This window comes from Kribbella sp. CA-293567 (assembly GCF_027627575.1).
In the GTDB taxonomy this organism is placed as follows: domain Bacteria; phylum Actinomycetota; class Actinomycetes; order Propionibacteriales; family Kribbellaceae; genus Kribbella.
Genome location: NZ_CP114065.1, coordinates 2,107,214 through 2,132,092, shown reverse-complemented (window position 1 = coordinate 2,132,092; position 24,879 = coordinate 2,107,214). Strand labels below are relative to the sequence as shown.

Below are 24,879 nucleotides of genomic sequence, written 5' to 3'. Positions count from 1 at the left end.
GCCTAGGGAACTTTCAGCTCAGTTCGGTGACGTCGCCGATCCCGAGCTCGGCGAGCTGGGAGCGAACGTCCTTCGCTTCCCCTACGACGACGGCCAGCAGCCCGTTGGTTCCGACGTACCGGCGGTAGGCCTCGGTCGCCGACTCGGCGGTGGTCGCGGCGATCTGGGCCAGATAGGTGTCGGCGAAATCCAGCGGTACGCCGACGGCGATGTTGCTGCCGACCTGCTGAGCGATGGAGTCGGCCTGCTCGTAGCGCAGCGGCGCCGTCCGGATCAGGCTGTCTTGCGCCTCCTGCACCTCCCGCGCGGTCAGCCCGTCGCGAGCGTCCCGGAGGATCTTCAGCGCGTCGGCGATCGCGGCGCCGGTCACCTCGGTGCGGACCGCGCCGCCCAGGCTGAAGGTGCCGCCCTTGCGCGGCGCGGTGAAGCTGGTGCGGGTGCCGTAGGTGTAGCCCTTCTCCTCACGCAGCACGGTGTCGACGCGGGAGGTGATGGTGCCACCGACGACGTGGTTGGCGACCGCGGCCGCACCCCAGATGTCCTCGCGGCGGTCCGGCCCGGAGCAGCCGATCAGCAACTGGCTCTGGACCGAACCGGGCCGGTCGACCAGCACCAGCTTGTCCCCGGCGACGTAGAGCGGCTCGGGGGTCTCGACCGCGGCGCCGGCGTCCGAGGTCCAGTCACCGAACGCCTCGTCGATCACCCCGGCCACGTCGACACCGGTGGCGTCGCCCGCGAACAGGATCTGGGCTCGCGCCGGGCCGATGTTGGCGTGGTAGAACTCGGCCACCTGGACGTTGGTCAGCGGCCGGATCGTGTCCGGCGTACCGGCAGTCGGGCGGGACCGGCGCGACGACGGGTCGAACAGGTTCGCCGCGAAGGCCTCGCGAGCGCGGTAACCCGCGTTGGCACGCTCCTGGTTGATCTCGCCGAGGCGGATCGTCACGTGCCGGCCGACGTCCGCCGGGTTGAAGGCAGGCCGGGTGACCGCCTCGGCGAGCAGCTTGACCGCCGGTGCCAGCTGCGAGGTCGGGACCGAGATCTCCACGTGCAGCGCGTCGGAGCTGACATCCACCCCGTACGCCGCGCCGTGCCGCTCGAGCGCCGCGGCGAACTCGTTGGCCGACTTGAGCTGGGTGCCCTCGTCGAGGGTGCGCGACATGATCGTCGCGACGCCTTCCAGCTCACGCGGCTCGACGGCCAGCGGCATCGCGACGGTGACGCGCACGGTGGCGACGTACTGGCCGGGACGGTCGAACACGTGCACCGGCGTACCGGTTCGGGTGGTCGTCGTGGTCGCGACCGGGAACCGCCACGGCCGCGGCGGCGCGACGGCGGGCGGTGTGGTCAAGGCCTGGCTGCTCATTCCTGCTCCCCTGCTGCGTTGCTCGCGTCAGCGCCGGCCCCTGCGGTGGTGCTCGCGTCGGTTCCTGCGTCTGCTCCCGCTCCGGCCTCGTCGGCCGGCTCCTCTGTCCGCCGCCGGTACGTGACCTGCACCCGGGCCTCGGCCCGGATCCACTTCACGGCCACTGCCTGCACTTCCTCGGCCGTCACCGCGCGGATCTCGTCGATCCTGGTGTTGATCCTGTTCGGGTCGCCGAACAGCAGCGCGTGGTGCGAGATCTCGTCCGCGCGGCCACCGCAGGTGGCCAGTTGCTCGAGCCAGTCCCGCTCGGCCTGTGCCTGCACGGTCGCCAGCTCGTCGGCCGTGACGCCCTCGGCGGCGAGCTTCTCGACCTCTTCGGCGAGCGCGTCCTCGACCTGCTGCAGGTCGACCCCGTCCGAGGCGATCCCGGTCAGCGTGCCGAACGAGACCCCGCCGATCAGCGGCAGCGCGCCGCCCGAGACCGACTGCGCGATCTGCTCGTCGCGGACCAGCCGGCGGTTGAGCCGGCCGCTCTGCCCACCGGCCAGGACGTCGAGCGCGAGCGCCGCGGCGTCCAGCTCCGGCGTACCGTCGACGGGCAGCCGGAACATCATCGTGATCAGGTCCGACGGGACGTCGGCGACGACGTCGTCGCGGAACACTCCCTCCAGCGGGCCGAGCGTGCCGTCCGGCGCCGGCGGCGGCGTCGGGATCGCCGGCAGGTGCCCGAAGTACCGCTTGGCGGCGTCGAAGGCGTCCTCCTCGGCGACGTCACCGACGATCGTCAGGACGGCGTTGTTCGGGCCGTAGTACTTGCGGAAGAAGGCGTGCACGTCCTCGACCGCGGCCGCGTCCAGGTCGGCCATCGAGCCGATCGTCATGTGCGCGTACGGGTGGCCCTCGGGGAACACCAGCCGGACCAGCCGCTCGTAGGAGTCGCCGTACGGCCGGTTGTCGTAGCTCTGCCGCTTCTCCTCCTTGACCACGTCGCGCTGGTTGTCGAGGTTCTCCAGGTTGACCGCGTCGAGCAGGTAGCCCATCCGGTCCGCCTCGAGCCACAGCGCCAGCTCCAGGCCACCGCTGGGCAGCGACTCGAAGTAGTTGGTCCGGTCGAAGAAGGTGCTCGCGTTCAGGCTCGCGCCGACCGCCTCCAGCAGCGAGAAGTGCTGGCCGGACTCGACGTTGCGCGACCCCTGGAACATCAGGTGCTCGAACAGGTGCGCGAACCCGGTCAGGCCCGGCGGCTCGTGCCGCGACCCCACGTCGTACCAGAGGTTCACCGACACGATCGGCACGTTCCGGTCGGAACTGACGATGACCCGCAGACCGTTGTCCAACGTCTGCTCAGCAAGCGGATAGTTCAGCGGCATGCGACCACCCTACGTGCCATCCTGTAGGGATGCGGCTCCTGTTCGTCGGCAACAGCTTCACGTCGCGCAACAACCTGCCCGGCCTGCTCGCCACCCTGGCCGCCGCCCGCGGCGTGACCGTCGAGCATCGCCTGATCTCCGCCGGCGGCGCGTCTCTGCGACAGCACCTGAACGCCGGCAAAGTCCTCACCGAGCTTGCCGGCGGCAACTACGACACCGTCGTACTGCAGGAGCAGAGCACCCTCCCCGCCAAGAACCCGGCCCGCTTCCACGAGAACGTCCGTGACCTCCACACCGCGATCACGGAGTCCGGCGCCGCGACAGCGCTCTACCTGACCTGGTCCCGCAAGAACCAGCCCCAGGAACCGCTCACCACGGCGTACGCCGCCATCGCCGCCGAACTCGGCGTCACCCTCGTCCCGGCCGGCCTGATCTGGCAGCACTTCCAGACCATCCACCCCACGCTGCCCCTGCACGCCCCCGACAACTCCCACCCGGCGCTGACCGGCAGCTACCTGGCCGCCTGCGTCTTCCTGATCACCCTCCTGCACGAAGACCCCACCGACCTCGCCGTCCCGATCAAAGGTCTCGACAACGACACCGCAGACCTCCTCCGCCGCTCAGCGTGGGAGATCTGCGAGTCGATCGCCGGAACTACGTCGTGAACTAACCCTTGATCGCGCCGCCCAGGGCGAAGGCGCCGCCGAGCTTGCGGCTCAGCAGCAGGTAGAGCAGCAGCACCGGCATCGTGTAGATCAGCGAGTACGCCGCCAGCTGGCCGTAGTTCGGTTCGCCGTACTGGCCGAAGAAGGTGAAGATGCTGACCGACGCGGGCAGCCGCTCAGGTGACAGCAGCAGCATGAAGGGGACGAAGAAGTTTCCCCACATGCCGATGAAGGTGAAGATCAGCACCACCGCGATGCCCGGCCACATCAACGGCAGGACGATCCGGCGCAGCGCCTGCATGTTGCTGGCGCCGTCGACCCAGGCCGCTTCCTCCAGCGAGATCGGGACGCCGTCCATGAAGGTCTTGGTCAGCCAGATCGCGAACGGCAGCGACGAGGTCGCCATGAACATGATCGTGCCGCCCAGGGTGTCGACCAGGTTGAGCTGCACGAACAACCCGTAGACCGGCACCATCACCGCGGTGATCGGCAGCCCGGTGCAGAACAGCACGGTGAGCAGGAACGGCCGGTTGAACTTCGTCTTGAATCGTGACAAGGGATAAGCCGCGAGCACCGCGCAGACCATCGTCAGCAGCGCCGACCCGCCGCACAGCACGATCCCGTTCAGCACCGGCCGGTACGTCGTGTCGGTGTTCAGCACCGCCTTGAAGTTGGCGAACGTCGGGCTGGTCGGCAGCTCGACCCGCAACCCCGCCGTCCGGTTCACCGAGGCGAACAGCACCCAGAGCAACGGCAGCACGAACAGGATGCCGAGGGCCAGCAGGACGAGGTTCGCGGTCAGCTTGCTGACGCGGTCGCGGGCGATCATGCGGCCTCCGAGTTCAGTCCACGTAGGTAGATCAGCGAGAAGACCGCGCCGATCGCGAGCATCACCAGCGCGATCGCGGTGCCGTAGCCGATCTGGGAGAAGCTGAACGCCTGCTCGTACATGTACAGCGGCAGCGTCTGGCTCTTGGTGCCGGGACCGCCCCGCGTCATCGCGAAGATCAGGCCGAACACGCTCAGCGTCTGCAGCGTGATCAGCATCAGGTTGGTCATGATCGCGCGGCTGATCATCGGCAGCGTGACGTAGACCAGCCGGCGCAGACCGGCCGCGCCGTCCATCTCGGCCGACTCCTCGATCTCCTTCGGCACCTCACTGAGCGCCGCGGAGTAGACCAGCATCGAGAACGCCGTACCGCGCCAGATGTTGGCCAGCGACACCGCGATGATCGGCGCGGCGTACAACCAGTCCTGGCCGGGCAGTCCGACCTTGTGCAGCATCACGTTCAGCGTGCCCTCTTCATTGAAGAAAGCACTGAGCAGGTACGCCGCGACCACCTCCGGCAGCACCCACGCGCCGATCACGGCGGTACCGACGAAGTTGCGGACGTACTTGCTGGATCGGCGCATCAGCAACGCCAGGCCGAGTCCCAGGGTGTTCTGACCGATGATCGCGGAGATCAGCGTGAAGACCAGGGTGAGCCAGATGGAGTTGGTGAAAGCACTGCTGCCGAAGGCCTTGCGGAAGTTGTCCAGCCCGATGAACTGGACGTCCGCCGCGCCGGTACCGGTGAGCGCCATGTTGGTGAACGCGGCGTACACGCAGTACAGGATCGGGCCGGCCAGGAAGACCAGCATCAGCCCGATGGCCGGTGCCAACGGCAACATCTTGACAGCTTTGGCGCCGCGCGGGGGCCCGCTCCGGCCGGCAGGCTTGCTGCCGGTCGGAACGGGCACGGCGGGAGCGGTTGTCGTCACAGGAGAAGGCCTTTCGATCGCTCCGCTTTACTGACCGGCGGTCGTCTTGTCCTTGCCGACGATGCCCTCGACCGCTTCGTCGTAGTTCTTGGCGGCCTCCTCGGGCGACGACTGACCGGTCATCACGGCTTCCATCGCGGTGATGATCTCGTTCGAGACCTTCGGGTACTCCGGCAGCGCGGGCCGGTAGACCGTCACCGACACCAGGTCGGTGAAGAACTGGGTGCTGCTCGACGACGACTTGTAGCCGGCGTCGGAGGCGACGTCCTTGCGGACCGCGATCTGCGCGCCGTCGGTGGCGTACTTGGTCGCGTTCTTCTGCGTCTGCAGCGCCTGGATGAACTTCCAGGCCGCGTCCGGCGACTTCGACTTGGCCGGGATCGCCCAGGTCCAGCCACCGGAGAGGCTGACCTTGCCCTTGCCGCTACCGTCCTGGGTCGGCATCGCGGCCTGGCCGAGTACCTCGGACCACTGCGGCCACGGCTTCGCGCCGGTCTTCAGCCAGTTGCTGTAGACCCACGAACCGTCCAGCGCGATCGCCAGCTTGTTGTTCGGCAGCAGTTCGGTGCCGACCTTGCTGCCCATGTTCGGGTCGAGCGCCTGCTTCGGCGTCGGGGCCAGGCCTTCGGTGTAGATGGTCTTGATGAAGTTCAGCGAGTCCTTGAAGCCCTGGCTGCCGACGACCCACTTCTGCTGGTCGAAGTTGTACAGCGGGTCCTTGGTGCCGTAGAGCAGCATCTCGAAGCCCTGCATGGCCGAGGCCTCGCCCATCGGCTTGCCGGAGTACACGTTCAGCGGGATCACGCCGGGCAGCTTCGCCTTGAGCGTCCGCGCGGTGGTCAGCACGTCGTCCCAGGTCTTGGGCTGCCATTCGGTCGGCAGACCGGCCTGCTTGAAGAGTTCCTTGTTGTACCAGAAGGCTCGGGTGTCGGTGCCGTCCGGAATCCCGTACGTCTTGCCGTCCTGCCCCTTCGCCGCGCCCTTGGCCGTGTCCTCGAACTGGTTCCAGTCGCCCCAGTCCTTGAGGTAGTCGTCCAGCGGCTTCAGGTATCCCGCGGTGATGTCGGAGTTGATCAGGAAGGTGTCCTCGTAGACGATGTCCGGCGCCGTGTTCGGCGAGCGCATCATCAACTGGAGCTTGGTGTAGTAGTCGTTCTCGCTCGCCACGATCGGCAGGATCTCGACCTTCGAGCCCGGGTTGGCGGCCTCGTACTCGGCCTTCGCGCCGGTGAGGAAGGTCTTCATCACCGTGCCGGGCCCCCATTGCTGGTAGGCGATCTTGATGTTCGCCGGGCCGGCGCTCTGGCCGCCGCCGGCCTCCGGCGTCTTGGTGGTCGACCCCTGGCTACAGGCCGACACCCCCAGCAGCAGCGCTCCCACGGCGAGTACACCCGCGGTCTTCAAACCGTTTTTCATGGCCATCACGTCCACCTTCGGGCAATCGTTGTCATCCCGGTACCACCCCGCAAACCCCCTGGGCTTTCCGTGACGGTAGGAGGCCCGGACCGGTGAAGTCAATGGTTGACAGACAACGTTGTCGTTGACGAGACGCGGTTGCGCGGTGACCGGGCCGTAACGATCCGGTCACCGCGCCGTCATCCGTCAGGCAGTGACGGCCGACACCTCACCACGAGCCCGTACGACGCTCCGGCCGCGACCCCGCATCGCGCCCAGCCCGCAGAGCACCAGCCCGAGCGCGAGCCAGCTGGCGAGCACGAGGAAGGCTTGGGCCGAGCCCGCGCCATCGAAGAAACTGACCGAGCGGAGCGCGGTACCGGCTGCTCCGGGCGGCAGGAGCTGACCGAGCGCACCCCAACCGCTGGGCAGCATCTCCGGTGCGCTCGTCAGACCGGAGAGCGGATTGCCGAGCAGCATCATCGTCGCGGCGCCGAGGCCGAGACCGACCGTGCCGAGCAGCCACTCCAGGCCCAGCAAGGTCAGCGAGATCGCACCGATCGACATCGCGATCACTCCCGCGTTGGCGAAGTAGCTGCCTTCGAGCGAGCCGAACCAGAACTGCAGCACCGCCGCCAACGCGAGCGCACCGGTGATCGCGAACGTGACCGCCCCGGCCATCCGGCGGCCGCCACCCCGCACCAACTGGGTCAGCATCGCGGCGGCGGCGATGCCACCGAGAACCAGCGGCAGCGCCCCGCCGGCGAGGCCCGCACCTCGCGGATCGTCAGCCGGCAGCGGTACGACGTCAGTCACCTTCACCTGCGGATTCCCGGCCGCGAGTTGAGCTGAGAGCTGGGTCAGGATCTGCGCTATGGCAGGAGCGCCCGCCGACGCGGTGAGCACCTCCGGGGCCTGCTGACCGAGCACGATCGCGCCGTACACGTCGCGGTGCTCGATCGCGTCGACCGCTGCCGACCGGTCGGCCACCGCAGTGATTTCGAACGCCCCCGGCATGGCCTTGTCCAAGCCACCTTGCACCTGCGCGACTGCCTGCGCAGGGCCGGCAATGGCCAGCGGCACGTCACGAGGCGCCGAGCGCGCGGCCGGCCAGGCGAAGGCAATCAGCAGCACCGTCAGTACCGCGGTCAGCAAGCCGACGACGGCCAGTACCGGTGGTCGGCGGTGATCCTCGACTGCGGCGTGATCGGTGGACATCGCTGGTCAGCTCCTCTTCAAAACGAATGGTCGTTCTTTATTGATGCGAGAGTGCCCGGCCACCGTTCGAGTTGTCAAGAACGGACATTCGTTTTAAGTTCGCGGCATGCCGAAGGTCACCGACGAACACCGCGCGAACCGCCGCCGCGAGATCCTGCACGCCGCGCGCCGGTGCGTCGGGCGGCAGGGATTCCACAAGACGACGATGGCCGACGTGATCAGCGAGTCCGGGCTGTCGGCGGGCGCGGTCTACGGCTACTTCAAGAGCAAGGACGAGATCGTCGCGGCGATCGCCGACGAGGTGCTGAGTTCGATCGACGAGTTGTTCCAGGGCATCCTGGCGACCAAGGAGCCGCTCTCCCCCGCTGCCGCGTTGCGGGCGACGCTGGACCACATCCTGCAGATCGCCACCCGGCCGGACGGCGACCTGACCCGGGTCGCCATCCAGGCGTGGGCCGAGGCGCTGCACAACGACGCGATCATGACGACCGCCTCCACCAAGTATCGGATGCTGCGGTCGCACTTCGCCACCGTCGCCCGGCGAGCTCAGGCGGACGGCACGGTGGACCCCGCAGCCGACCCCGAAGAGATCGCCCAAGTGCTCTTCGGCATGATCCCCGGCTTTATCCTGCAACGCCTGCTGCTGGGCGATGTCACCCCGGCCGGCTACTCGGCCGGCCTGGCCGCCCTGCTGCGCCCCATTCCCGCCGATTCCGGCCCCGCGATCTAGCTTCCCGGGCCCGAAAAGCCCGCCGGACCGCCGAAGATCCCTGGCGGCTCGGAAAATGAAGACCTCTCCCACTTCGCGACTGTCCGCGACCAAGAAGTGACGGAGGGCTTGAGACTCGCGACTTACCCGGTTAGGTTGTGCCGAGCCGCTTATTTCAGACCTTGAACTAAGCGACATTTCAGGCAGCACACACGGCGGCTGGGGAGTCGGAGGTGCGGTGCGTACGAACGTGACAGCTCCGCCCACGGCGGACTTCCACTGGTACTGGGGTGCTCAGACCGCCAGCTTCGTCGGCGACCGGTTGACCGGGTTCGCCGTTCCGAGTATCGCGATCCTGACCATGAACGCCACCTCCGCCGAGGTCGGCGTACTGTCCGCGATCGGCTGGCTCGCCTATCCCACCCTGGGCCTGGTCGCGGGCGCCGCCCTGACCCACGTCCCCCGGCGCAAGGTGATGATCACCGGCGAACTGATCCGCTTCGCGGTCTTCGCCACCGTCCCGCTGGCTGCCTTGGCCGGTTGGGTCTCCGTCCCCCAACTGCTGATCGTCGTCGCCGTCGCGGGCATTGCCACTGTCTTCGTCGACATAGCCGGCCAGTCCTACCTCCCGGTCGTCACCACCCCCGGCACGCTCGTCGCGGCCAACGCGAACCTGCAGGCCTCCGACAGCCTCTCCAAACTGATCGGCCCAGCCCTCGCCGGCCTGGCCCTCAAGACCACCGGCCCGTACGCCGGCCTCCTCCTGAGCGCCCTCCCGTTCCTGGCCTCAGCCCTGGCCCGAACCCGCGTCCGAACAACCGAGCCCAGTCCCGTCCCACCCCGCAAACTGAGCGAAGCGGAGTCCAGCCTCCCACCCTGTGAACCAAGCGAAGCGGAGTTCGACGCCCTTCCACCCCGCAAACTGAGTGAAGCGGAGTCCAATCTCCCACCCCGTGAATTAAGCGAAGCGGACTCCAGCGCCCTCCCACCCCGTGAACTAAGCGAAGCGGAGTCCGGCGCCGCTGCGTCCGCGTCCTCCGTCTCCCCTGCCTCATCCGCCGCGCCATCGCCGCAAGCGATGCTGCGACGCATAGTTGTCGGCTTCCGGTTCGTGATGGACCACAACGTGCTGAAACCGCTGGTGACCGCAGCAGCCGTCCGCAGTTTCGGCACCGGCATGGTCGACGCCGTACTCCTCCTCTTCGCCTACCGCGTGCTCGGCCTGTCCAGCCTGCAAGGCGGTCTCCTGATCGCCGCCGGCTCGATCGGCGGCCTGCTCGGCGCGTTCGCCGCCAACCGCCTGGTCGCCCGGATCGGCACCAACCGCACCCTCCTGCTGACCGGTCTGGAAGGCGTCTGCTGGCTGGCGATCCCACTCTGTCTGCTCGTCGCGCCCGCTCTCGTCCTGGTGGCGATCCGCGTCTGCGCCTCGGTCTGGTCGCCGATCTGGAACGTCCTGACCACCAGCATCCGTCAGCACCTCACCCCGCTCGCGCTGCAGAGCAGCGTGCACGCGACCGCCCGGACCATCACGTCCTCGACCATCCCCCTCGGCGCCGTCACCGGCGGCCTCGCGGGCGGCGTACTGGGCGACCGGCTCGGAACCTCCACCGGACTCGTCCTCGTCCTCGCGACGGGAGGTGTGATCGCGGGAGCCAGCGTGCTGTCGATCCGAAACGTCAGCCAGATCCAGGCCAGTCAGAACTGAGGGAGATCGTATGCGCCCCACTACGACCCGAACGCTGAACACCAAAGAGTTCGCGGACATCAAACACACCGTGTCCATCCGCTCGAAGGCCCGCAAGAACCTGCTGCTGGACCCCAGCTACGCCGCTCCGCTGCCGCAGGAGGTCAGCCTGCAGCTGACCTACCGCTGCAATCTGCGCTGTACCCACTGCTACCAGTGGAACGAGCAGGGCTTCTTCCGTGACTTCAGCGCCCAGAAGCAGAAGACCGAGCTCGACCTCGAGGTGATCGAGGACGTCCTGCGCACCACGGCGCCGGTCCGCTCGAAGCTGTTCCTCTGGGGCGGCGAGCCGCTGATGCACACCAAGTTCGATCAAGTCGCGGACTTACTCGTGAAGTATCCGCGGACCGTCAACATGTGCACCAACGGCCTGCTGTTCAAGCGCAAACTCGACGACCTGCTGAAGATCGGCGAGAACCTCAACCTGCTGGTCAGCCTGGACGGACTCGGCGAGGACCACGAGGCGCTCCGCGGCCGGGGCACCTTCAAGCGCACGATGGAGAACATCCAGCTGATGCTGGATCTCAAGCGCAAGGGCGAGTGGGACGGTGAGCTGTCGCTGTCGTGCATGGTCAGCCACGTCACCGTGCACAAGATGTACGAGTTCATGGAGTGGGCCGAGGAGCTCGGCGTGAACACCGTCTACTTCCAGTTCCCCTGGTACATCAGCCCTGAGGTGGCCGAGTCGATGGACCGGCTGTACGAGCAGTCCTTCGCCTGGCTGAAGCCGAGCACCGACACCAAGAAGCCGACCTGGCACAGCTACACCTACCAACTGCCCGCCGACCAACTGCCCGCGTTGCGGGACTCGATGACCCGCCTGGCGTCCCGCGCCTGGAACGTGCGGCTGCGCTACCAGCCGCAACTGGAGGACGACGAGGTCACCGACTTCATCCTCGGTACGTCGCGGCCGGCCCAGCACCGCAGCAAATGCCTCGCGGTCTCGAACCGGATGGAGGTGCACGCCGACGGCGCGGTCAGCTCCTGCAAGTTCTTTCCGGAGTTCGTGGTCGGCAACCTCTACGACCAGCCGGTGAACGAGTTGTGGCAGAGCGAGTCGTTCAAACAGGTCCGCCAGATCATGTCCGAGAACGGCATGATGCCGGTCTGCTCGAAGTGCATCCTCCTTTATCTGAACGGAGTCTGAGGTGGAGATCGAAGAACGCGTCAAGGTGGTTCTGGCCCGGGTGCTGGACAACGGCGTCACCGCCGAGGAGATCGGGCCGGAGGCGGACCTGGTCGAGCAGTACGGCCTCGACTCGCTGCAGACCATCACCTTCCTGCTGGCGATCGAGGACGAGTTCGACCTGGAACTCGACTATCCCAGCCTTCAGCTGGACGATCTCCGCTCGGTCCGCCAGTTCAGCACCTTCGTCGCCCGCCTGGCCGCGCCGGTGCAATGACCGACCACCTAGGACCTGACGACCCGGCCCCGCCCGCCGGACGCGAGCCCGCCAGACGCGAGCCAGCCAGACGCGAGCCAGCCAGACGCGAGCCGGCCGGCCGCGAACTGGCCGGCCGCGGCCGTGGACGGGTCGTCCGGTTGGGAACGTTCGACGCCGAGTCCTGGTGGCGCCCCGCCGACCTCGCCGCGCTGCCGGCGATCGGCGGTGGCGCCGGCGATCCCGCCGTCGACGCCATGGACGAGCTACTGGCCGGCTTCTGCCAGACGGGCGACCTGCTGATCACCCGACGGCCGATGAACACTGCTGTCCGCGAAGGGCTGGCCGCCGCCTTCGGCACCCGGTTCGATCACCTGGCGCTGGGCGATCCCGGCCCGGGACCGATCGAGCGGCACATCCTGGCCGACCAGCACGTGATGAACGACATCCGCGGCGCCACCATCACGCCGTACGCCGTCCTGCCGGACACCTGGACGCTGGCCGAGCAGCAGTTGCCGACCCCGGAGGTGGTTGCCCAGGTCAACTCGAAATCGTGGTCCAACGAACTGGTCCGGCAACTCGGTCTGCCCGGCGCCGGCCGGCTCGCCCGCAGCGTCGACGACCTGGTCGACGCCGTTACGGCTACTAAGTTCAAGGCTTTGATCAAGGACCCGTACGGCGTCTCCGGCCGCGCCCTGCTCGAGGTCCCCTCCCCCGGCGTCCTCAAAGCGATCGAGCGAGTACTGCGCCGGCAGGTCGCCGACGGCCGCCGCGTCGAACTCGTCGTCCAGGAGAAGTTCCACAAGCGCCACGACATCTCCGGCCACTTCGACCTCGACCGCGACGGCAGCTGGGAGTTCCTCGGCATCCAGCAGATGACGAACCGCGGCTTCCGTCACTTCGGTTCCAGCCCGGCCTGCGCGACCCTGATCGACCACGGCTGGTACGCCGAGACTGTGGCCGAGGTGCTGCCCTCGCTCACCGCCGCGGGCTACTGGGGTCCCGTCGGCATCGACTCCATGCTCCTCGACGACGGCACCTTGATCCCCATCCTGGAGATCAATGCCCGCCAATCCCTCGGCCTGCTGGCCATCCACCTCGACCGCCGGGCCACGCAGTACGGTCTGACCGGCCACCTCTGGCAACTGGAACTCAACCTCGCTCCCGGCGGCACCGTCGACAACGTGCTCGATGCCTTCGGCAACATCCGGTACGACGGCAGCGCCCGGCCGGGCGTCACGGTGCTCAACGGGAGCACCCTGACGGCCCCCGGTGGTCGCGTTCACGTCGCCATCTTCTGCGCCGCCGGTGAGCTCCACCGCTGGCGGCAACGCCTGCTGACCGAAGTGATCTCGGCCGGCCTGACACCACGAGGGATGACCGATGCCGCTTGAGATCGGCTTGATCGGAGCCACCGGGATCGCCGAACGCACCCTGCTCGACCAGGGTGCCGGCGTCAGAGCCGTCGCCGCGAGCGACCCCGTCCGCGCCAAGGAGTACGCCAGCAGGCACCGGATCCCGGTCGTGCACGAGACCTACGCGGCGCTGCTGGCCGATCCGGAAGTCGACGCCGTCTACATTTCTCTGCACAACTCCGCCCATCACCGCTGGGCCGTTCGCGCCGCCGTCGCCGGCAAGCACGTGATCGTCGAGAAGCCGCTGTGCCTCACCGCCGACGAGGCCGCCGAACTGTCGTTCGCCGCCACCGACGTGAAGGTGTTCGAGGCGGTCGCGACCATGGACCACCCCTGGCAGGAGACCGTTCACGACTTCGTCCACGAAGAGCCCCACGGCCCGTTGCTCGGGGCAACCACTCGGGTGACGTTCGCCGTCCCCGAGCCTGGCGGATACCGTGACCGGCCGGAGCTGGGCGGCGGCATCTTCTTCGACGTGGCGAGCTACTGGCTGCAGGCCGTCCAGGCGACGATCGGCCTGGATCCTGTCATCGCTGAGGGCCGGTCGGAGTTCGACGGCCCCAACGGCGTCGACCGGTCGTTCGAGGCATCGTTGCGCTGGGCAACCGGTGTGGAGGCGACCCTGACCGCCGGTGTCGGCAGCCAGCACGTCTCGGAGCACGTCTTTACCTTCGAGCGCGCCACGGTCAAGCTGCGGAACTTCCTCCGCCCGGTCGCCGGCGCCGTCCCACTGAACCTGATCGTCACCCCGTCCGACGGCGACCGCCGGGTGATCAGCTTTCCCGCGATCGCGTACTACGAGCGCCAGCTGGCCCGGATCCTCGACAGCTCCACCGACGACCTGGCGGCCGCAGTACCGCGGATCATCCTGATGGACGAGATCTACGCCGACGCCCGCCGCCGCAAGGAGAACGGATGAGCAACAAACGCCACCTCGATGCACAGGCCTTGAACGAAGTCCTGAACCAAGCCGGAGTCGACACCGACGGCGATCTCGAGATCACCGAGCTGACCGAGGGAACCTTCAACACCGTCTACCGGATCGGTGCTGACCTCGTTCTGAAGGTTTCGCCCGATCCCGCGGCGCCGGTGCTGACCTACGAGAAGGACCTGATCCGGACCGAAGCGCTCTTCTACGAAGCAGCTCGCGGCAAGGCGCCCGTTCCCGAGGTCGTGCACTCCGGCGATGACCACCTGCTGATGACCGCCCTGCCCGGTACGACGATGCAGGCGGTGACCGGTGCCGAGCGAGCCGTGCTGCGGCGTGAACTGGGCGGCATCGTCTCGACCCTGCACGAGGTGACCGGCCCCGGATTCGGCTACCCACAGAAGGGTCTGGTTCCCACCTGGAGCGCGGCTTTCCTGTCGATGATCGACGACGTCCTCGCCGATGCCAGCCGCTTCGGCGTGAAGCTCCCGCGACCGCCGGAGCAGCTCCGCCAGCTCGTCCTCGAACGCTTCGATCTTCTCGACGCGGTCCGGACGCCCCGGCTGATCCACTTCGACCTCTGGGACGGCAACATCCTGGTCGAGGACGGCCGGATCACCGGCCTGGTCGACGGCGAGCGCGCCTTCTGGGGCGACCCGGTCGCCGAGTTCGTCTCGCTCACCTTGTTCAGCACTTCGGTGGACGCCGATCTGCTGGCCGGCTACGGCGCCCTGGATCCCGGCGAGACCCTGTCGCTCTACCGCATCTACCTCTACCTGATCATGCTGATCGAGGGCACCCCGCGGGGCTACGCCGGCCCCGACCACGACGCGATGCTCCAACTGATTCTTCGGCACTTGAACAAAGAGCTGGACCGACTGTGATCGAGGTCCTGACCTCCGGCGTCGCGCTCGGCGTCCACGTCCCCGGCCTGCTCCTCGCCGACCGCGTCCAGGAGCAAGGCGGGGCGGCGAACGTCTCCGTCCTCGAGCGCCTGATGCCACCCGAAACTCTCACCACCACGGCCCGCTCCAAGCAGGCCTTCCATCGCAACTTCCGGGTCGCCCTGGCCGGACAGCAGCTCGCCCGCGACGCCTCCGTCTCCACCGAGGAGGCCGCCGTCATCGCATTGCTGGAGAGTTGGCGCGAGCGACAAGTGAGCCGGTTCGTCGTCTTCTCCGGCTTCTGGCTCCCGCTGGTCGAGCGCTACGCGGCGCAGTACGGCGAAGTGCCCGTCGATGTCTGCCACGTGGATTCGGTGCAGTCACCCTCGTTCGACAAAGCCGGTCCGACTTCCCTGCCCGTGCGGCACATCTGGCTGGCAGACGCCGACAACCTGACCATCCCCTGCAGTATCCCGGTCAGCCGCGACCAGCCGGTTCCGTGGAGCGACCGGAACCAGCGGCTTCTTGTACACGGTGGCGGCTGGGGCATGGGTACGTACCGCGAGCGCGCCGGCGACCTGCTTCAAGCCGGCTTCGAGCTCGACATGATCGCGTACGAGGACCGCGACCTCTCCACCGGCGGCGTCCGCTACTTCATGATCGATCCCGATTGGCACCCCTGGCTCGATGACGGCTACCCGCCCTTCGGGGAGGTGGTCACCGGCCGCCCGACCAGCTACCACCAACGCACTGGGCACCACGGCTCCTTCGACCTGTGTCGCCGGGCACTGGCGACAGTGAGCAAGCCAGGCGGTGGCACGCTGCTCGACTCACTGTGGTCTGCGACTCCGGCAGTACTGCTGGAGCCGTTCGGCGCTCACGAGCAGCGCAACGCCGACCTGTGGATTGAGCTGGGCTTCGGGATCTCCTTCGAGCAGTGGCAGCAGAAGGGGTTCGCAGTGGAGGTGCTGGCAGACCTGCACGAAGCTCTGCTCGCGGCCGACGTCCCCGACTACTCGCAGGCGCTGCTGTGAACGTCCCGACCTCGCTGTGGCAGACCTTCGCCCTGGAGATGGACGAACGCCGTCCCGGCTTCGCCAAGGGCCCGTGGTTCACCATGAACGCAGTACTCGCCCTGGACGGCGAACTGCGCGCAGACCTCCTGGCCGACGCCTTTCACCAACTGCAGCAACGCCACGAGGTACTGCGCACGGAGGTGCTCGACGAGCGCCTCCAACTGATCCACTCCGAGCCCCGCTCCGCCCTGGAGCTAGTCACCGAGCTCAGTTCGCATGCACCGGTAGAACTCGACCGGCCGATCCGGCTGCGCCTAGCCGGCAATCAGCTTGCGCTGCACCTCCATCACCTGGTGTCTGACCCAGCAACTCTCTGGGAGACAGTCAGCGAGCTAGCAGTCCTCTATACGGCCGCACTGGCTGGTGACGCCGTGCCGCCACCAGTTGCGCAGTACAGGGAGTACGCGACAGCCGAGGCCGAGCACGTACGCCGTACTCGCGCCGACGCCATCAACTGGTGGAACTCACGAGTGCGGGACGCCAAGATCTGCCCACAACCCAACAGCACCTCCCCCACGCAGCCTGCCGAGGCCCTGGCCTTCCGCGACGACCTGCTGGACCCCACTGAGGTCTCCCGAGTCGAGGAGCTGACCCGACGACACCGCAGTACGCCGCTCGTCACCTACCTGGCCGCGCTCGCCCACGGGATGGAGCCCCAGGTAGGACCGGGTGACACGTTGCTGTTCACCACTCTCTTCGGTAAGCGCGACCGACCTGAGTGGCAGCAGGTGCTCGGCCCCTGCATCGTGCCTTCCTACCTGGCCATCCCCAGAGGCAGCGGCTCGCTGGACGCCGACGTAGGTGCCATGCGGGAAGCAGTAGTCGGCTGCAGCCGCTACTCGCGCTACCCGAACGCGCAGATCTACGAGACCGTCGACAGCCCGCAGCGGACGCCGTTCTTCGAGTACGTCCCGCAGCAGTGGCCTGCAGGCTTCGCCTTCGGGCCGGTCAACGCAGTAGTGACCGCAGCAGCCGGGCCGAAGGACACAGGGCTGGCCGACGCGCTCGCGATCCGGGTACGCACCAGGACGGACGGCGTACTCACAGGCCACTTCAGTGCCGACGGCACCGACTGGAGTGAACCGCTGGTGCATCAGGTGCGGACAGGGTTCCGCAGTTATCTCCTCCACGAAGAGGGGAGCTAGCACTACCCCTTGAGGCTGCTCAGCTCCCTGGGGAGCGCGGCCGCGTCTCCGTAGCGTCGACTCCGTCAGTCGGACAGCTATGAGGGGTCAGCCATGAGGCGCAAGCAGGAACAGTTCAGCAGGTCGAACGACTCGGTCGTGCTGAGCGACGTACGCCGGGTCTATGGCAAGGGCGGCAACGCCGTCACCGCGCTCGACGGCATCAGCATCAGCTTCGCGCGCGGCACGTTCACCGCCGTGATGGGGCCGTCGGGTTCGGGCAAGAGCACCTTCCTGCACTGCGCGGCCGGACTCGACCGGCCGACCTCGGGCACCGTCGCGATCGACGACGTACCGCTGGCCGGCCTGAACGAGCGGCAGCTCACCGAGCTGCGCCGCGAGCGGATCGGCTTCGTCTTCCAGTCGTTCAACCTGCTGCCCGCGCTGACGGTCTGGCAGAACGTCACCCTTCCGCAGGAGCTCGACGGCCGCCGCGCGAACAAGGCCGCCGTCCGCGAGGTTCTCGACCGCGTCGGCCTCAGCGGGAAGCACAAGAGCCGTCCGGGCGAGCTGTCCGGCGGTCAGCAGCAGCGCGTCGCGATCGCCCGCGCCCTGGTCGCGCGGCCCGCGGTCATCTTCGCCGACGAACCGACCGGCGCACTGGACACCCAGACCGCCGCCGACGTGCTCGACCTGCTCCGCGAGCCGGTCCGTACCCAGGGCCAGACCGTCGTGATGGTGACCCACGACCCCGTCGCGGCCTCGTACGCCGACCAGGTGGTCTTCCTGGCCGACGGCGTGCTGGCGGGCAGCCTGCTCTCGCCGACCGCCGAGCAGGTCGCCGACCGGCTCACTCATCTCGGCGCCCGCGCTCGCGCGGCCCGCAACTCTCACACCGCCGCGGACGCCCTCGCCACCGGGGCGGTCGGGCGATGATGCGTCTGGCCGTCCGCACACTGCGCTACCGCAAGAGCGGTTTCCTCGCCACGTTCATCGCCGTCGTCTTCGGTACGGCGATCGTGCTCGCCTGCGGCGGGCTGATGGAGACCGGTATCCGCTCCAACGTCGCTCCGGAGCGGCTCGCCGGTGCTCCGATCGTGGTCACCGGCGACCTCAGCCACCATCGCCCTGGCGAGGAGGACCCGACCCCGCTCACCGAGCAGGTCGGCGTCCCCGAGTCGGTGGCAGCCCAGATCCGTTCGCTGGAAGGCGTTACCGACGTCATCGGCGACCAGACCTTTCCCGCGCCGGTCACCTTGAACCAAGGCTTCAACCAAGGTGAAGGCCACAACTGGGCCTCGGCAGTCCTGGCTCCGTTCCGCCTCACCTCCGGTACCGCGCCGAGCAACGGCGACGTCGTACTGGACGAGACGACCGCGAAGCAGCTCGACGCCAAGGTCGGCGGCAAGGTGAACCTGCTGGTCGGTGGCCAGCAGACCGCCTTCACCGTCAGCGGGATCGCAGCCGGACCGGCCGGGCACACGTTCTTCTCCGACGACGAGGCGAGCCGTATCGCCAACCGGCCGGGCCGGGCCGCGGCGCTCGGCGTACTGGTTGCTCCGGGCACCGACCTGGAGGCGTTGCAGAAGAAGATCGAGGCAACCGCCGACATCTCGGCGATGACCGGTCTCGACCGGGGCGAGGTCGAGCACCCGGACGTGGCGGTCAAGAAGGTCATGCTGATCTCGGTCGCGGGGTCGTTCGGTGGGATCGCGACCATGACGATGATGTTCGTGGTCGCCTCGACGCTGGCCCTGGCCGCGCAGCACCGGCAGCGCGAGTTCGCGTTGCTGCGCAGTATCGGGACCACCCCCGGCCAGGTCCGGCGGATGATCCTCGGCGAGGCGATGCTGGTCTCGCTGCCCGCGGTCCTGGTCGGCGTTCTCCCCGGCGCGCTGCTCGGCCGGTTCCTCCTCGAACGGCTCTCCGCCAACGGGGTCGCGTCGCCGGACGTGACCTTTTATCAAGGCCTGATCCCGTTCGCGGCCGGCGCGGGTGCCGCGGTACTGGCCGCGATCGGCGCCGGCCTGATGGCCTCCCGCCGGTCGGCCAGGATCCGCCCGGTCGAGGCGCTGGTCGAGGCGTCGCTCCAGGCCAAGTGGTTCAGCTGGCCGCGGCTGATCACCGGAGTGCTCTTCGTCAGCGGCGGCCTGGCCCTGATGATCATCACGGCCACCGTCATGACCGGTCCGCTGGCCGGCGCGACTGCCGGTCCCGCGGTGCTCTGCTGGGCGATCGGTCTCGCCGCCCTCGGCCCGCTGGTCACCAAGGCCGTGCTCTCGATCGTCCGCTGGCCCTTGTACGCCGTCACCCGGGTGAACGGCCGGCTCGCGATCCTCAACGTGACAGCCCGGTCCGTCGCGATGTCCGCCGCGGTGATGCCGGTCATGCTGGCCGTGGGGATCGCCACCGCCAACATCTACATGCAGACCACCAACGTGGACGCGTCCGAGAAGGCTTTCACCAAGGACCTCCGTGCTGACGCGGTACTCGTCTCGGCTGCTGCCGGTCTCTCACCGACGCTGCTGCCCAAGGTGCAGGCGTTGCCTGGCGTCGCGAGCGCTTCCGAGTACGTCACCAGCCTGGGCGTCATCGACGAGCCGCGGCATGCCCCCTTCGACGAAGAAGGCGCACTCCTGCAAGGCGTCTCACCTCAGGGCGAGGACGGTACGGCGCCGGTTCGGCTGACCTCGGGCTCCCTCGAAGGACTGACCGGCAACACGGTCGCCCTGCCCGACCGGGTGGCGGACAAGATCGATCGTCACGTCGGGACAGCGATCAAGATGACGCTCGGCGACGGTACGCCGGTGGAGCTGCGCGTCGTCGCCACCTTCGCCGCCGAGCGTGGCTACGAGAGCATCGTGCTCCCCGCTGATCTGGTCGCCGCTCACACGACCAACCGGCTGGCCCCGCAGATCCTGGTGCGAGCCGAGCCCGGCGCCTCGATCGGACCGGCTCTCAGCAAGTTGGCGGCGGCGACTCCCGGCGTACAGGTCGCTGATCGGGAGGCGTTGATCGCCGGCAACGGCGAGGACCTGCAAACCCAGGCCTGGATCAACTACCTGCTGGTCGGCATGCTGATCGCCTACACCGCCGTCTCGGTCGTCAACACGCTCGCCTCGGCGACGGTTCGCCGGCGCCGCGAGTTCGGACTTCAGCGGCTGACCGGCTCGACTCGAGCCCAGGTCCTCCGGATGCTTTCCACCGAAGGTGTCCTGGTCGCCGTGGCCGGCATCGTCCTGGGCACGCTGGTCGCGCTGGCCACGCTGCTGCCCTACGCCGCGGCGGTCTCCACCTCCGCGGCTCCCAGCGGACCGATCTGGATCTACCTGGTGATCATCGCCATCGCCTTCGTGCTGACGATGCTCTCCACGCTGATCCCGGCCACCAAGTCGCTGGCCACCCGCCCCGCCGAGGCCGCTGCCCGCGCCGACTGACACCGGCGGCAGCACCTCAGCGAGGAACTGGGGCTTCAGCAGGAAACCACCTGCTGAAGCCCCAGAACTGTTCGACGAGCCAGGGACACACGCCTAGTGGGCCGGGATCGGCTCGGCGACCGGCTGCAGGGCGATGGTGGTCGCCTGGATCAAGGCGGCGTGCTTGCGAAGCCACGCCGAGACGGGCAGCTGCAGGTCCTCGAAGTCCTTCTCTTCCAGCGTGACCGGCGGCGTCGGCACACTGGCACCGAGCTCGGCGAGAACCGGACGCAGATGCAGATCGGCCAGCAGTTTGTGGCTCGCTGCCGCTGATACCGTCACCGGCACCACCACCGAACCGGCCAGCGCCTGATGCGGCAGCACGTCGAGGAAGCTCTTCAGCAGTCCGGTGTAGCTGCCTTTGTAGACCGGCGTGGCCAGGATGATCACCGAGGCCGACGAGACCAGCTCGATCGCGCTCTCCAGCGCTTCGCGGTCCTTCTCGGCCGCGTCGTCCCCCTGGAAGATGGCCGGGGCGAAAGTGACCAGGTCCACCAGTTCGTCGATCCGGTACGGCGTACCGAGCTCGGAGGCGAGCAGCTCCGCGACAGAAGCAGCCGCCGCGGCGGTGCGGGAGCCCGGTTTGGGATTCCCCACCACGGTGACGACGGATTGCGGCCAGACCGGCAAATCGGGAACGAGCCTCGGCTCGAAGGCGGCTGAAGGCATCGGGACGCGACTCCTGAGGTTCGGAAGTGAGGTCTCGAGCCTAGCCAAAGTCGAGCTGGCTACTCGACTTTCTCATCTGCTGAACTTCTGGACCTGATCTTGACAACCACGAACCACGTCACCGCGCCCACGGCGCCGGCCAGAACGACGTATTGCAGCACCCCGACCGACGACTCCACCACGTGCCACTTCTCGCCCAGCGCATACCCGGCGATGATCAGCGCCGAGTTCCAGACGAGACTCCCGAACGCCGTCAGCGCCAGGAACAACGGCAGCGCCATCCGCTCGACTCCGGCCGGGACCGAGATCATGCTCCGGACGACCGGCACCAGCCGGCCGAACAGCACCGCCTTGGCGCCGTGCCGGTTGAACCAGTCCTCCGCCTTGTCGACGTCCTCCAGCTTGACCAGCGGCAGGCGCCCGATCAGCGCGCGCGTCCGGTCACGGCCCAGCAGGGCGCCGACGCCGTACAGCGCCAGGGCGCCGACGACCGACCCGAGGGTCGTGAAGATAATGGCGCTGACCAGCCCGAGATCACCCCGGTTGGCCGCGAACCCGGCCAGCGGCAGGATCACCTCGCTGGGCAGTGGCGGAAAGAGGTTTTCGAGCGCCACGGCAAGCCCCGCGCCCGGGGCGCCCAGCTTCTCCATCATCTCGATGGCCCAGCCGGCCACACCGTCGGTCGGTTGCTGCGTTGCCTGCGCAAGTGCGCTCATCATCACCTGGTTCGTCGGGGTCATGGCGTCGACACTAGGTCCGCGAACCTTTCGCGCACCCTGCGGTCGACCGTCGTGTTTCCTCGGCTCTCCCACAGTACAGAACTGTGGAAAACCACAGTCCGCTGCCGTCCTGTGTCCACTAACGTGGCCCGCATGCGGAATCGCCTGGTAATGCGAGCGGGGACGACCCTGGCGGGGGTCGTGCTCGGCGCGATGCTGGCCTGGGTGGAGCTCGCCTTCCTGGTGATCTCCGCGATCGGCCTGTTGCCGGTGATCGCGGTGCCCCGCTCCCGGCCGCGGGTGGTCGGTTTCGTCCATCGCTGGGCCCGGCCGCTCGCGGCGCTGGAGCAGCGACGGCTGACCGGCTTCCACCAACTGCCCGACCTCGGCCCGTACTCCGACCGCGCGGCCTTCCGCTACATCTCCCGGCGCTGGCCGATCGGCATGCTCGGCGGCTTCGTCCTGCTGCTGCTCCTGCTCGGCTTGATCGTGGCCGTCTCGATGCTCTCGGCCTTCGTCCTGAACGGGCACTGGGCGTTCCTCGAGGACGGCGGCCGGGTCACCGTCTCCTCGCTCGCCGTCGTCGCTGTCCCAGGGCTCGTCCTGCTCTATCTGAACGTGATGGGCATCGTCGGCGTGCCGGTCCTGGACGCGCGATTGGCCCGGCGCTACCTGGCTCCGTCGACGGAGGAACTGCTCGCGCGACGCGTGTCCGAGCTGACCCTCAGCCGGGCCGAGGTGGTCGAGGTGGTCAACGACGAACGCCGCCGGATCGAGCGCGACCTGCACGACGGGGTGCAACAACGTCTGGTCGCGCTCGGGCTGCTGCTCAGCCGTGCCCGGCGGGCCGACGATCCGGCCCGCGCCGCGGAGCTTGTGCGGCAGGCGCACGAGGCATCCGAGCAAGCGCTGGACGACCTGCGCGAGGTCGCCTGGCGGGTGTACCCGACGGTGCTCGACCAGCTCGGGCTGCGTGACGTCATCGCAGTACTGGCGGAGCGATCGAGCATCCCGGTGACACTGCACTACGACCTGTCCGAGCGACCGCCGGTCGCCGTCGAGACAGTCGCCTACTTCGTGGTCTCCGAGGCCGTCACCAACGCGGCAAAGCACTCCGGCGCCACCGAACTGAAGGTCAGCCTCGCCCGGAGCGCCGATTCGCCGGACAACCACGACCAAAACCAACGGACGGGATCGGGCCGATTGGTCGTCTGCGTCTCCGACAACGGCGGCGGCGGTGCTGATCCGGCCGGTCGCGGCCTTGCAGGCCTGGCAGGACGAGTCGCCGCCGGCGACGGACTCTTCACCGTCGACAGCCCCGTCGGCGGCCCGACCATCGTGAGAGCGGAGCTGCCATGCGGGTGATGCTCGCCGAAGACCACGTCCTGCTCCGCGCCGGCCTGGATCTGGTCTTGCTGGAGGAAGGCCACGAGGTGCTCGCCTCGGTCGGCGACGCCGAGTCCCTGCTGGCAGCGATCGAGGCCCTGGCCGCGCCTGATGCCGGCATCAGCGCCGACACCAGCGCCGACACCAGCGTCGACATCGGCGCTGGCGCTGGCACGGGCACCAGCACGGGCACGGGCACCAGCACTGGGACTGGCACTGGCACTGGCACGGGCACTGGCACCAGCACTGGCACGAGCACTGGCACTGGCACGGGCACTGGCACTGGCACGAGCACTGGCACGAGCACGAGCATTGGCGCTGGCGCTGGCGCACCTGGCACCACCCCAGACGCCGACGCCAGCCCGCCCGGCGCAATCGCCGGCGCATCGGGCGCATCCGGCGTTCCCATTACCGCCTTGCCCGACGTGGTGGTGATCGACGTCCGCATGCCCCCGACCCATACCGACGAAGGCATCCGGGCCGCCCTGACCATCCGGCAGAAGTGGCCAACGGTCGGCGTGCTCGTGCTCTCGCAGTACGTGGAGAAGGCCTACGCGACCGAGCTGATCACCTCCGGTCAGGACCGCGTCGGGTATCTGCTGAAGGACCGGGTGATGCGCATCGAGGAGTTTCTGCAAGCGCTGGAGCGGGTCGGAACCGGCGGCGTCGCCTTCGATCCCGAGATGATCCGGCAACTCCTGGCTCGCACCACCCACACCGATCCACTCAGTCGCCTGACCCCGCGCGAGCACGACGTACTGGCAGCGATGGCCGAGGGCCAGGTCAACGCGACCATCGCCGACCAGCTCTTCATCTCCCAGAGCGCGGTCGAGAAACACATCAACTCGATCTTCGACAAGTTCGAGCTCAACCACGTCTCCGGCTACAGCCGAAGGGTCCTCGCCATCCTCCGCTACCTCGGCACCTGAAGCCGCTCGATGCCCGTCCCGGTCAGCCGCTCCGGCCGCCGCCCAGTCAGCAACAGCAGCAACCCAGCCACCGGTCCGCGGATCTCATCCCCAGCACCCACCGACCAATCGATGTCAGAGGCAACCAATCTGACGCCGGCCAACCGCTGACGAGCCCGGAAAGGAAACGACTTCCTCCACACCCGGTCCGCCGCGACCACCGCCGCTTCGACGGGCATCTCGTGCGACCGGCCGAGTGGCAGCACGATGTCCTGGGTATGAACCAGCACGTCCAGCAGCGGATCAACGACCGTGGTACCGAGCGGACGCCGCCGCGACCCGGCGAACCGCGAGTACTGCGCGACGATCTCCTCCCCCGAGCACCGCGCCCCCGCCCGCCGCGCCTCCTCGAACACGAACCGGTTGAAATCCCCGCGCGCCCGAACCATCCCGCCGAGGACCGGGAGCACCCGCGCCTGCGGGGACGAGATCACGTGCGCCGCGACCTCCCGCACCGTCCACCCCGGACAGACCGACGGCGCCGACCACTCGGCCTCGGTCAGCCCGGCGAGCACCTCGGCCAAGGCGGCGCGCTCCGCGTCGACGTACCGCCAGATCTGTTCGGCCTCCATGACGCATCCTCCAGAACTAGTCAGTTCCTCTGACCAAATTAGACAGCTT

23 protein-coding genes are annotated in these 24,879 nt (G+C 68.2%); 14 read left to right on the top strand and 9 right to left on the bottom strand.

Translation table 11 applies throughout. The features are described 5' to 3' along the window. Positions 1 to 13: 13 nt before the first annotated feature. Entirely contained in the window at positions 14 to 1,366 is a 1,353-nt protein-coding gene (locus tag OX958_RS10345) for a M16 family metallopeptidase (protein WP_270137046.1), read from the bottom strand. Then, complete coding sequence (locus OX958_RS10340) at positions 1,363 to 2,736, bottom strand: M16 family metallopeptidase (protein ID WP_270137045.1); 1,374 nt, start codon at positions 2,734 to 2,736, stop codon at positions 1,363 to 1,365. The genes OX958_RS10345 and OX958_RS10340 overlap by 4 nt, the downstream gene beginning before the upstream one ends. 29 nt (positions 2,737 to 2,765) lie before the next feature. Between OX958_RS10340 and OX958_RS10335 the strand changes: the two genes are divergently transcribed. Next, the gene (locus OX958_RS10335; protein ID WP_270137044.1) at positions 2,766 to 3,401 is read left to right on the top strand and encodes an SGNH/GDSL hydrolase family protein; all 636 of its coding nucleotides are present in this window, start codon (positions 2,766 to 2,768) and stop codon (positions 3,399 to 3,401) included. Between the two features lies 1 nt (position 3,402). On the opposite strand, the gene OX958_RS10330 is transcribed toward OX958_RS10335, so the two are convergent. The 4 genes from OX958_RS10330 to OX958_RS10315 all read right to left on the bottom strand — a co-directional run bounded on the left by OX958_RS10330 (position 3,403) and on the right by OX958_RS10315 (position 7,775). Further along, the gene (locus OX958_RS10330) at positions 3,403 to 4,230 is read right to left on the bottom strand and encodes a carbohydrate ABC transporter permease (protein ID WP_270137043.1); all 828 of its coding nucleotides are present in this window, start codon (positions 4,228 to 4,230) and stop codon (positions 3,403 to 3,405) included. Then, on the bottom strand, positions 4,227 to 5,072 hold the full coding sequence (locus OX958_RS10325; protein WP_270137042.1) for a carbohydrate ABC transporter permease: 846 nt from the start codon (positions 5,070 to 5,072) through the stop codon (positions 4,227 to 4,229). Before OX958_RS10325 ends, OX958_RS10330 begins: the two co-directional genes overlap by 4 nt. 117 nt (positions 5,073 to 5,189) lie before the next feature. Next, positions 5,190 to 6,584: an extracellular solute-binding protein gene (locus OX958_RS10320; RefSeq protein ID WP_270137041.1), complete on the bottom strand. Its 1,395-nt coding sequence runs from the start codon at positions 6,582 to 6,584 to the stop codon at positions 5,190 to 5,192. A gap of 180 nt (positions 6,585 to 6,764) precedes the next feature. Beyond that, positions 6,765 to 7,775 (bottom strand): hypothetical protein, encoded by a 1,011-nt coding sequence (locus tag OX958_RS10315; protein ID WP_270137040.1) that lies wholly within the window; start codon positions 7,773 to 7,775, stop codon positions 6,765 to 6,767. Between the two features lie 106 nt (positions 7,776 to 7,881). Here OX958_RS10315 and OX958_RS10310 point away from each other — a divergent pair, with 106 nt between their 5' ends. The 11 genes from OX958_RS10310 to OX958_RS10260 all read left to right on the top strand — a co-directional run bounded on the left by OX958_RS10310 (position 7,882) and on the right by OX958_RS10260 (position 20,477). Then, positions 7,882 to 8,505, top strand: coding sequence for a TetR/AcrR family transcriptional regulator (locus OX958_RS10310; protein ID WP_270137039.1), 624 nt, complete (start codon positions 7,882 to 7,884; stop codon positions 8,503 to 8,505). A 217-nt stretch (positions 8,506 to 8,722) separates the two neighbouring features. Continuing rightward, entirely contained in the window at positions 8,723 to 10,192 is a 1,470-nt protein-coding gene (locus OX958_RS10305) for an MFS transporter (protein WP_270137038.1), read from the top strand. 10 nt (positions 10,193 to 10,202) lie between these two features. Next, the gene (locus OX958_RS10300; protein ID WP_270137037.1) at positions 10,203 to 11,378 is read left to right on the top strand and encodes a radical SAM protein; all 1,176 of its coding nucleotides are present in this window, start codon (positions 10,203 to 10,205) and stop codon (positions 11,376 to 11,378) included. A 1-nt stretch (position 11,379) separates the two neighbouring features. Continuing rightward, entirely contained in the window at positions 11,380 to 11,634 is a 255-nt protein-coding gene (locus OX958_RS10295; protein ID WP_270137036.1) for an acyl carrier protein, read from the top strand. 140 nt (positions 11,635 to 11,774) lie between these two features. Further along, positions 11,775 to 13,007: a hypothetical protein gene (locus OX958_RS10290; protein WP_270137035.1), complete on the top strand. Its 1,233-nt coding sequence runs from the start codon at positions 11,775 to 11,777 to the stop codon at positions 13,005 to 13,007. Next, complete coding sequence (locus OX958_RS10285) at positions 12,997 to 13,947, top strand: Gfo/Idh/MocA family protein (RefSeq protein ID WP_270137034.1); 951 nt, start codon at positions 12,997 to 12,999, stop codon at positions 13,945 to 13,947. The genes OX958_RS10290 and OX958_RS10285 overlap by 11 nt, the downstream gene beginning before the upstream one ends. Beyond that, positions 13,944 to 14,840: a phosphotransferase family protein gene (locus tag OX958_RS10280; RefSeq protein ID WP_270137033.1), complete on the top strand. Its 897-nt coding sequence runs from the start codon at positions 13,944 to 13,946 to the stop codon at positions 14,838 to 14,840. The genes OX958_RS10285 and OX958_RS10280 overlap by 4 nt, the downstream gene beginning before the upstream one ends. Further along, positions 14,837 to 15,874, top strand: a complete 1,038-nt coding sequence (locus tag OX958_RS10275; RefSeq protein WP_270137032.1) for a hypothetical protein — start codon at positions 14,837 to 14,839, stop codon at positions 15,872 to 15,874. Before OX958_RS10280 ends, OX958_RS10275 begins: the two co-directional genes overlap by 4 nt. Next, positions 15,871 to 17,061, top strand: coding sequence for a condensation domain-containing protein (locus OX958_RS10270; RefSeq protein WP_270137031.1), 1,191 nt, complete (start codon positions 15,871 to 15,873; stop codon positions 17,059 to 17,061). The genes OX958_RS10275 and OX958_RS10270 overlap by 4 nt, the downstream gene beginning before the upstream one ends. 93 nt (positions 17,062 to 17,154) lie before the next feature. Beyond that, positions 17,155 to 17,976 carry an ABC transporter ATP-binding protein gene (locus tag OX958_RS10265; protein WP_270137030.1) on the top strand — a complete coding sequence of 274 codons (822 nt, stop codon included), beginning with the start codon at positions 17,155 to 17,157 and terminating at the stop codon, positions 17,974 to 17,976. After that, positions 17,973 to 20,477 (top strand): ABC transporter permease, encoded by a 2,505-nt coding sequence (locus OX958_RS10260; protein WP_270137029.1) that lies wholly within the window; start codon positions 17,973 to 17,975, stop codon positions 20,475 to 20,477. The genes OX958_RS10265 and OX958_RS10260 overlap by 4 nt, the downstream gene beginning before the upstream one ends. 93 nt (positions 20,478 to 20,570) lie before the next feature. Here OX958_RS10260 and OX958_RS10255 read toward each other — a convergent pair whose 3' ends face one another. Both OX958_RS10255 and OX958_RS10250 read right to left on the bottom strand, forming a co-directional pair. Next, on the bottom strand, positions 20,571 to 21,185 hold the full coding sequence (locus tag OX958_RS10255) for an NADPH-dependent FMN reductase (protein WP_270137028.1): 615 nt from the start codon (positions 21,183 to 21,185) through the stop codon (positions 20,571 to 20,573). Positions 21,186 to 21,244: 59 nt separating this feature from the next. After that, the gene (locus OX958_RS10250) at positions 21,245 to 21,925 is read right to left on the bottom strand and encodes a DedA family protein (protein WP_270137027.1); all 681 of its coding nucleotides are present in this window, start codon (positions 21,923 to 21,925) and stop codon (positions 21,245 to 21,247) included. Between the two features lie 132 nt (positions 21,926 to 22,057). On the opposite strand from OX958_RS10250, the gene OX958_RS10245 reads away from it, so the two are divergent. Further along, complete coding sequence (locus OX958_RS10245) at positions 22,058 to 23,269, top strand: sensor histidine kinase (RefSeq protein WP_270137026.1); 1,212 nt, start codon at positions 22,058 to 22,060, stop codon at positions 23,267 to 23,269. Next, positions 23,260 to 24,219 carry a LuxR C-terminal-related transcriptional regulator gene (locus OX958_RS10240; RefSeq protein WP_270137025.1) on the top strand — a complete coding sequence of 320 codons (960 nt, stop codon included), beginning with the start codon at positions 23,260 to 23,262 and terminating at the stop codon, positions 24,217 to 24,219. The genes OX958_RS10245 and OX958_RS10240 overlap by 10 nt, the downstream gene beginning before the upstream one ends. Here OX958_RS10240 and OX958_RS10235 read toward each other — a convergent pair. Further along, positions 24,204 to 24,830 carry a maleylpyruvate isomerase family mycothiol-dependent enzyme gene (locus OX958_RS10235; protein WP_270137024.1) on the bottom strand — a complete coding sequence of 209 codons (627 nt, stop codon included), beginning with the start codon at positions 24,828 to 24,830 and terminating at the stop codon, positions 24,204 to 24,206. The two genes, OX958_RS10240 and OX958_RS10235, sit on opposite strands and share 16 nt — an antisense overlap. Positions 24,831 to 24,879 lie beyond the last annotated feature (49 nt).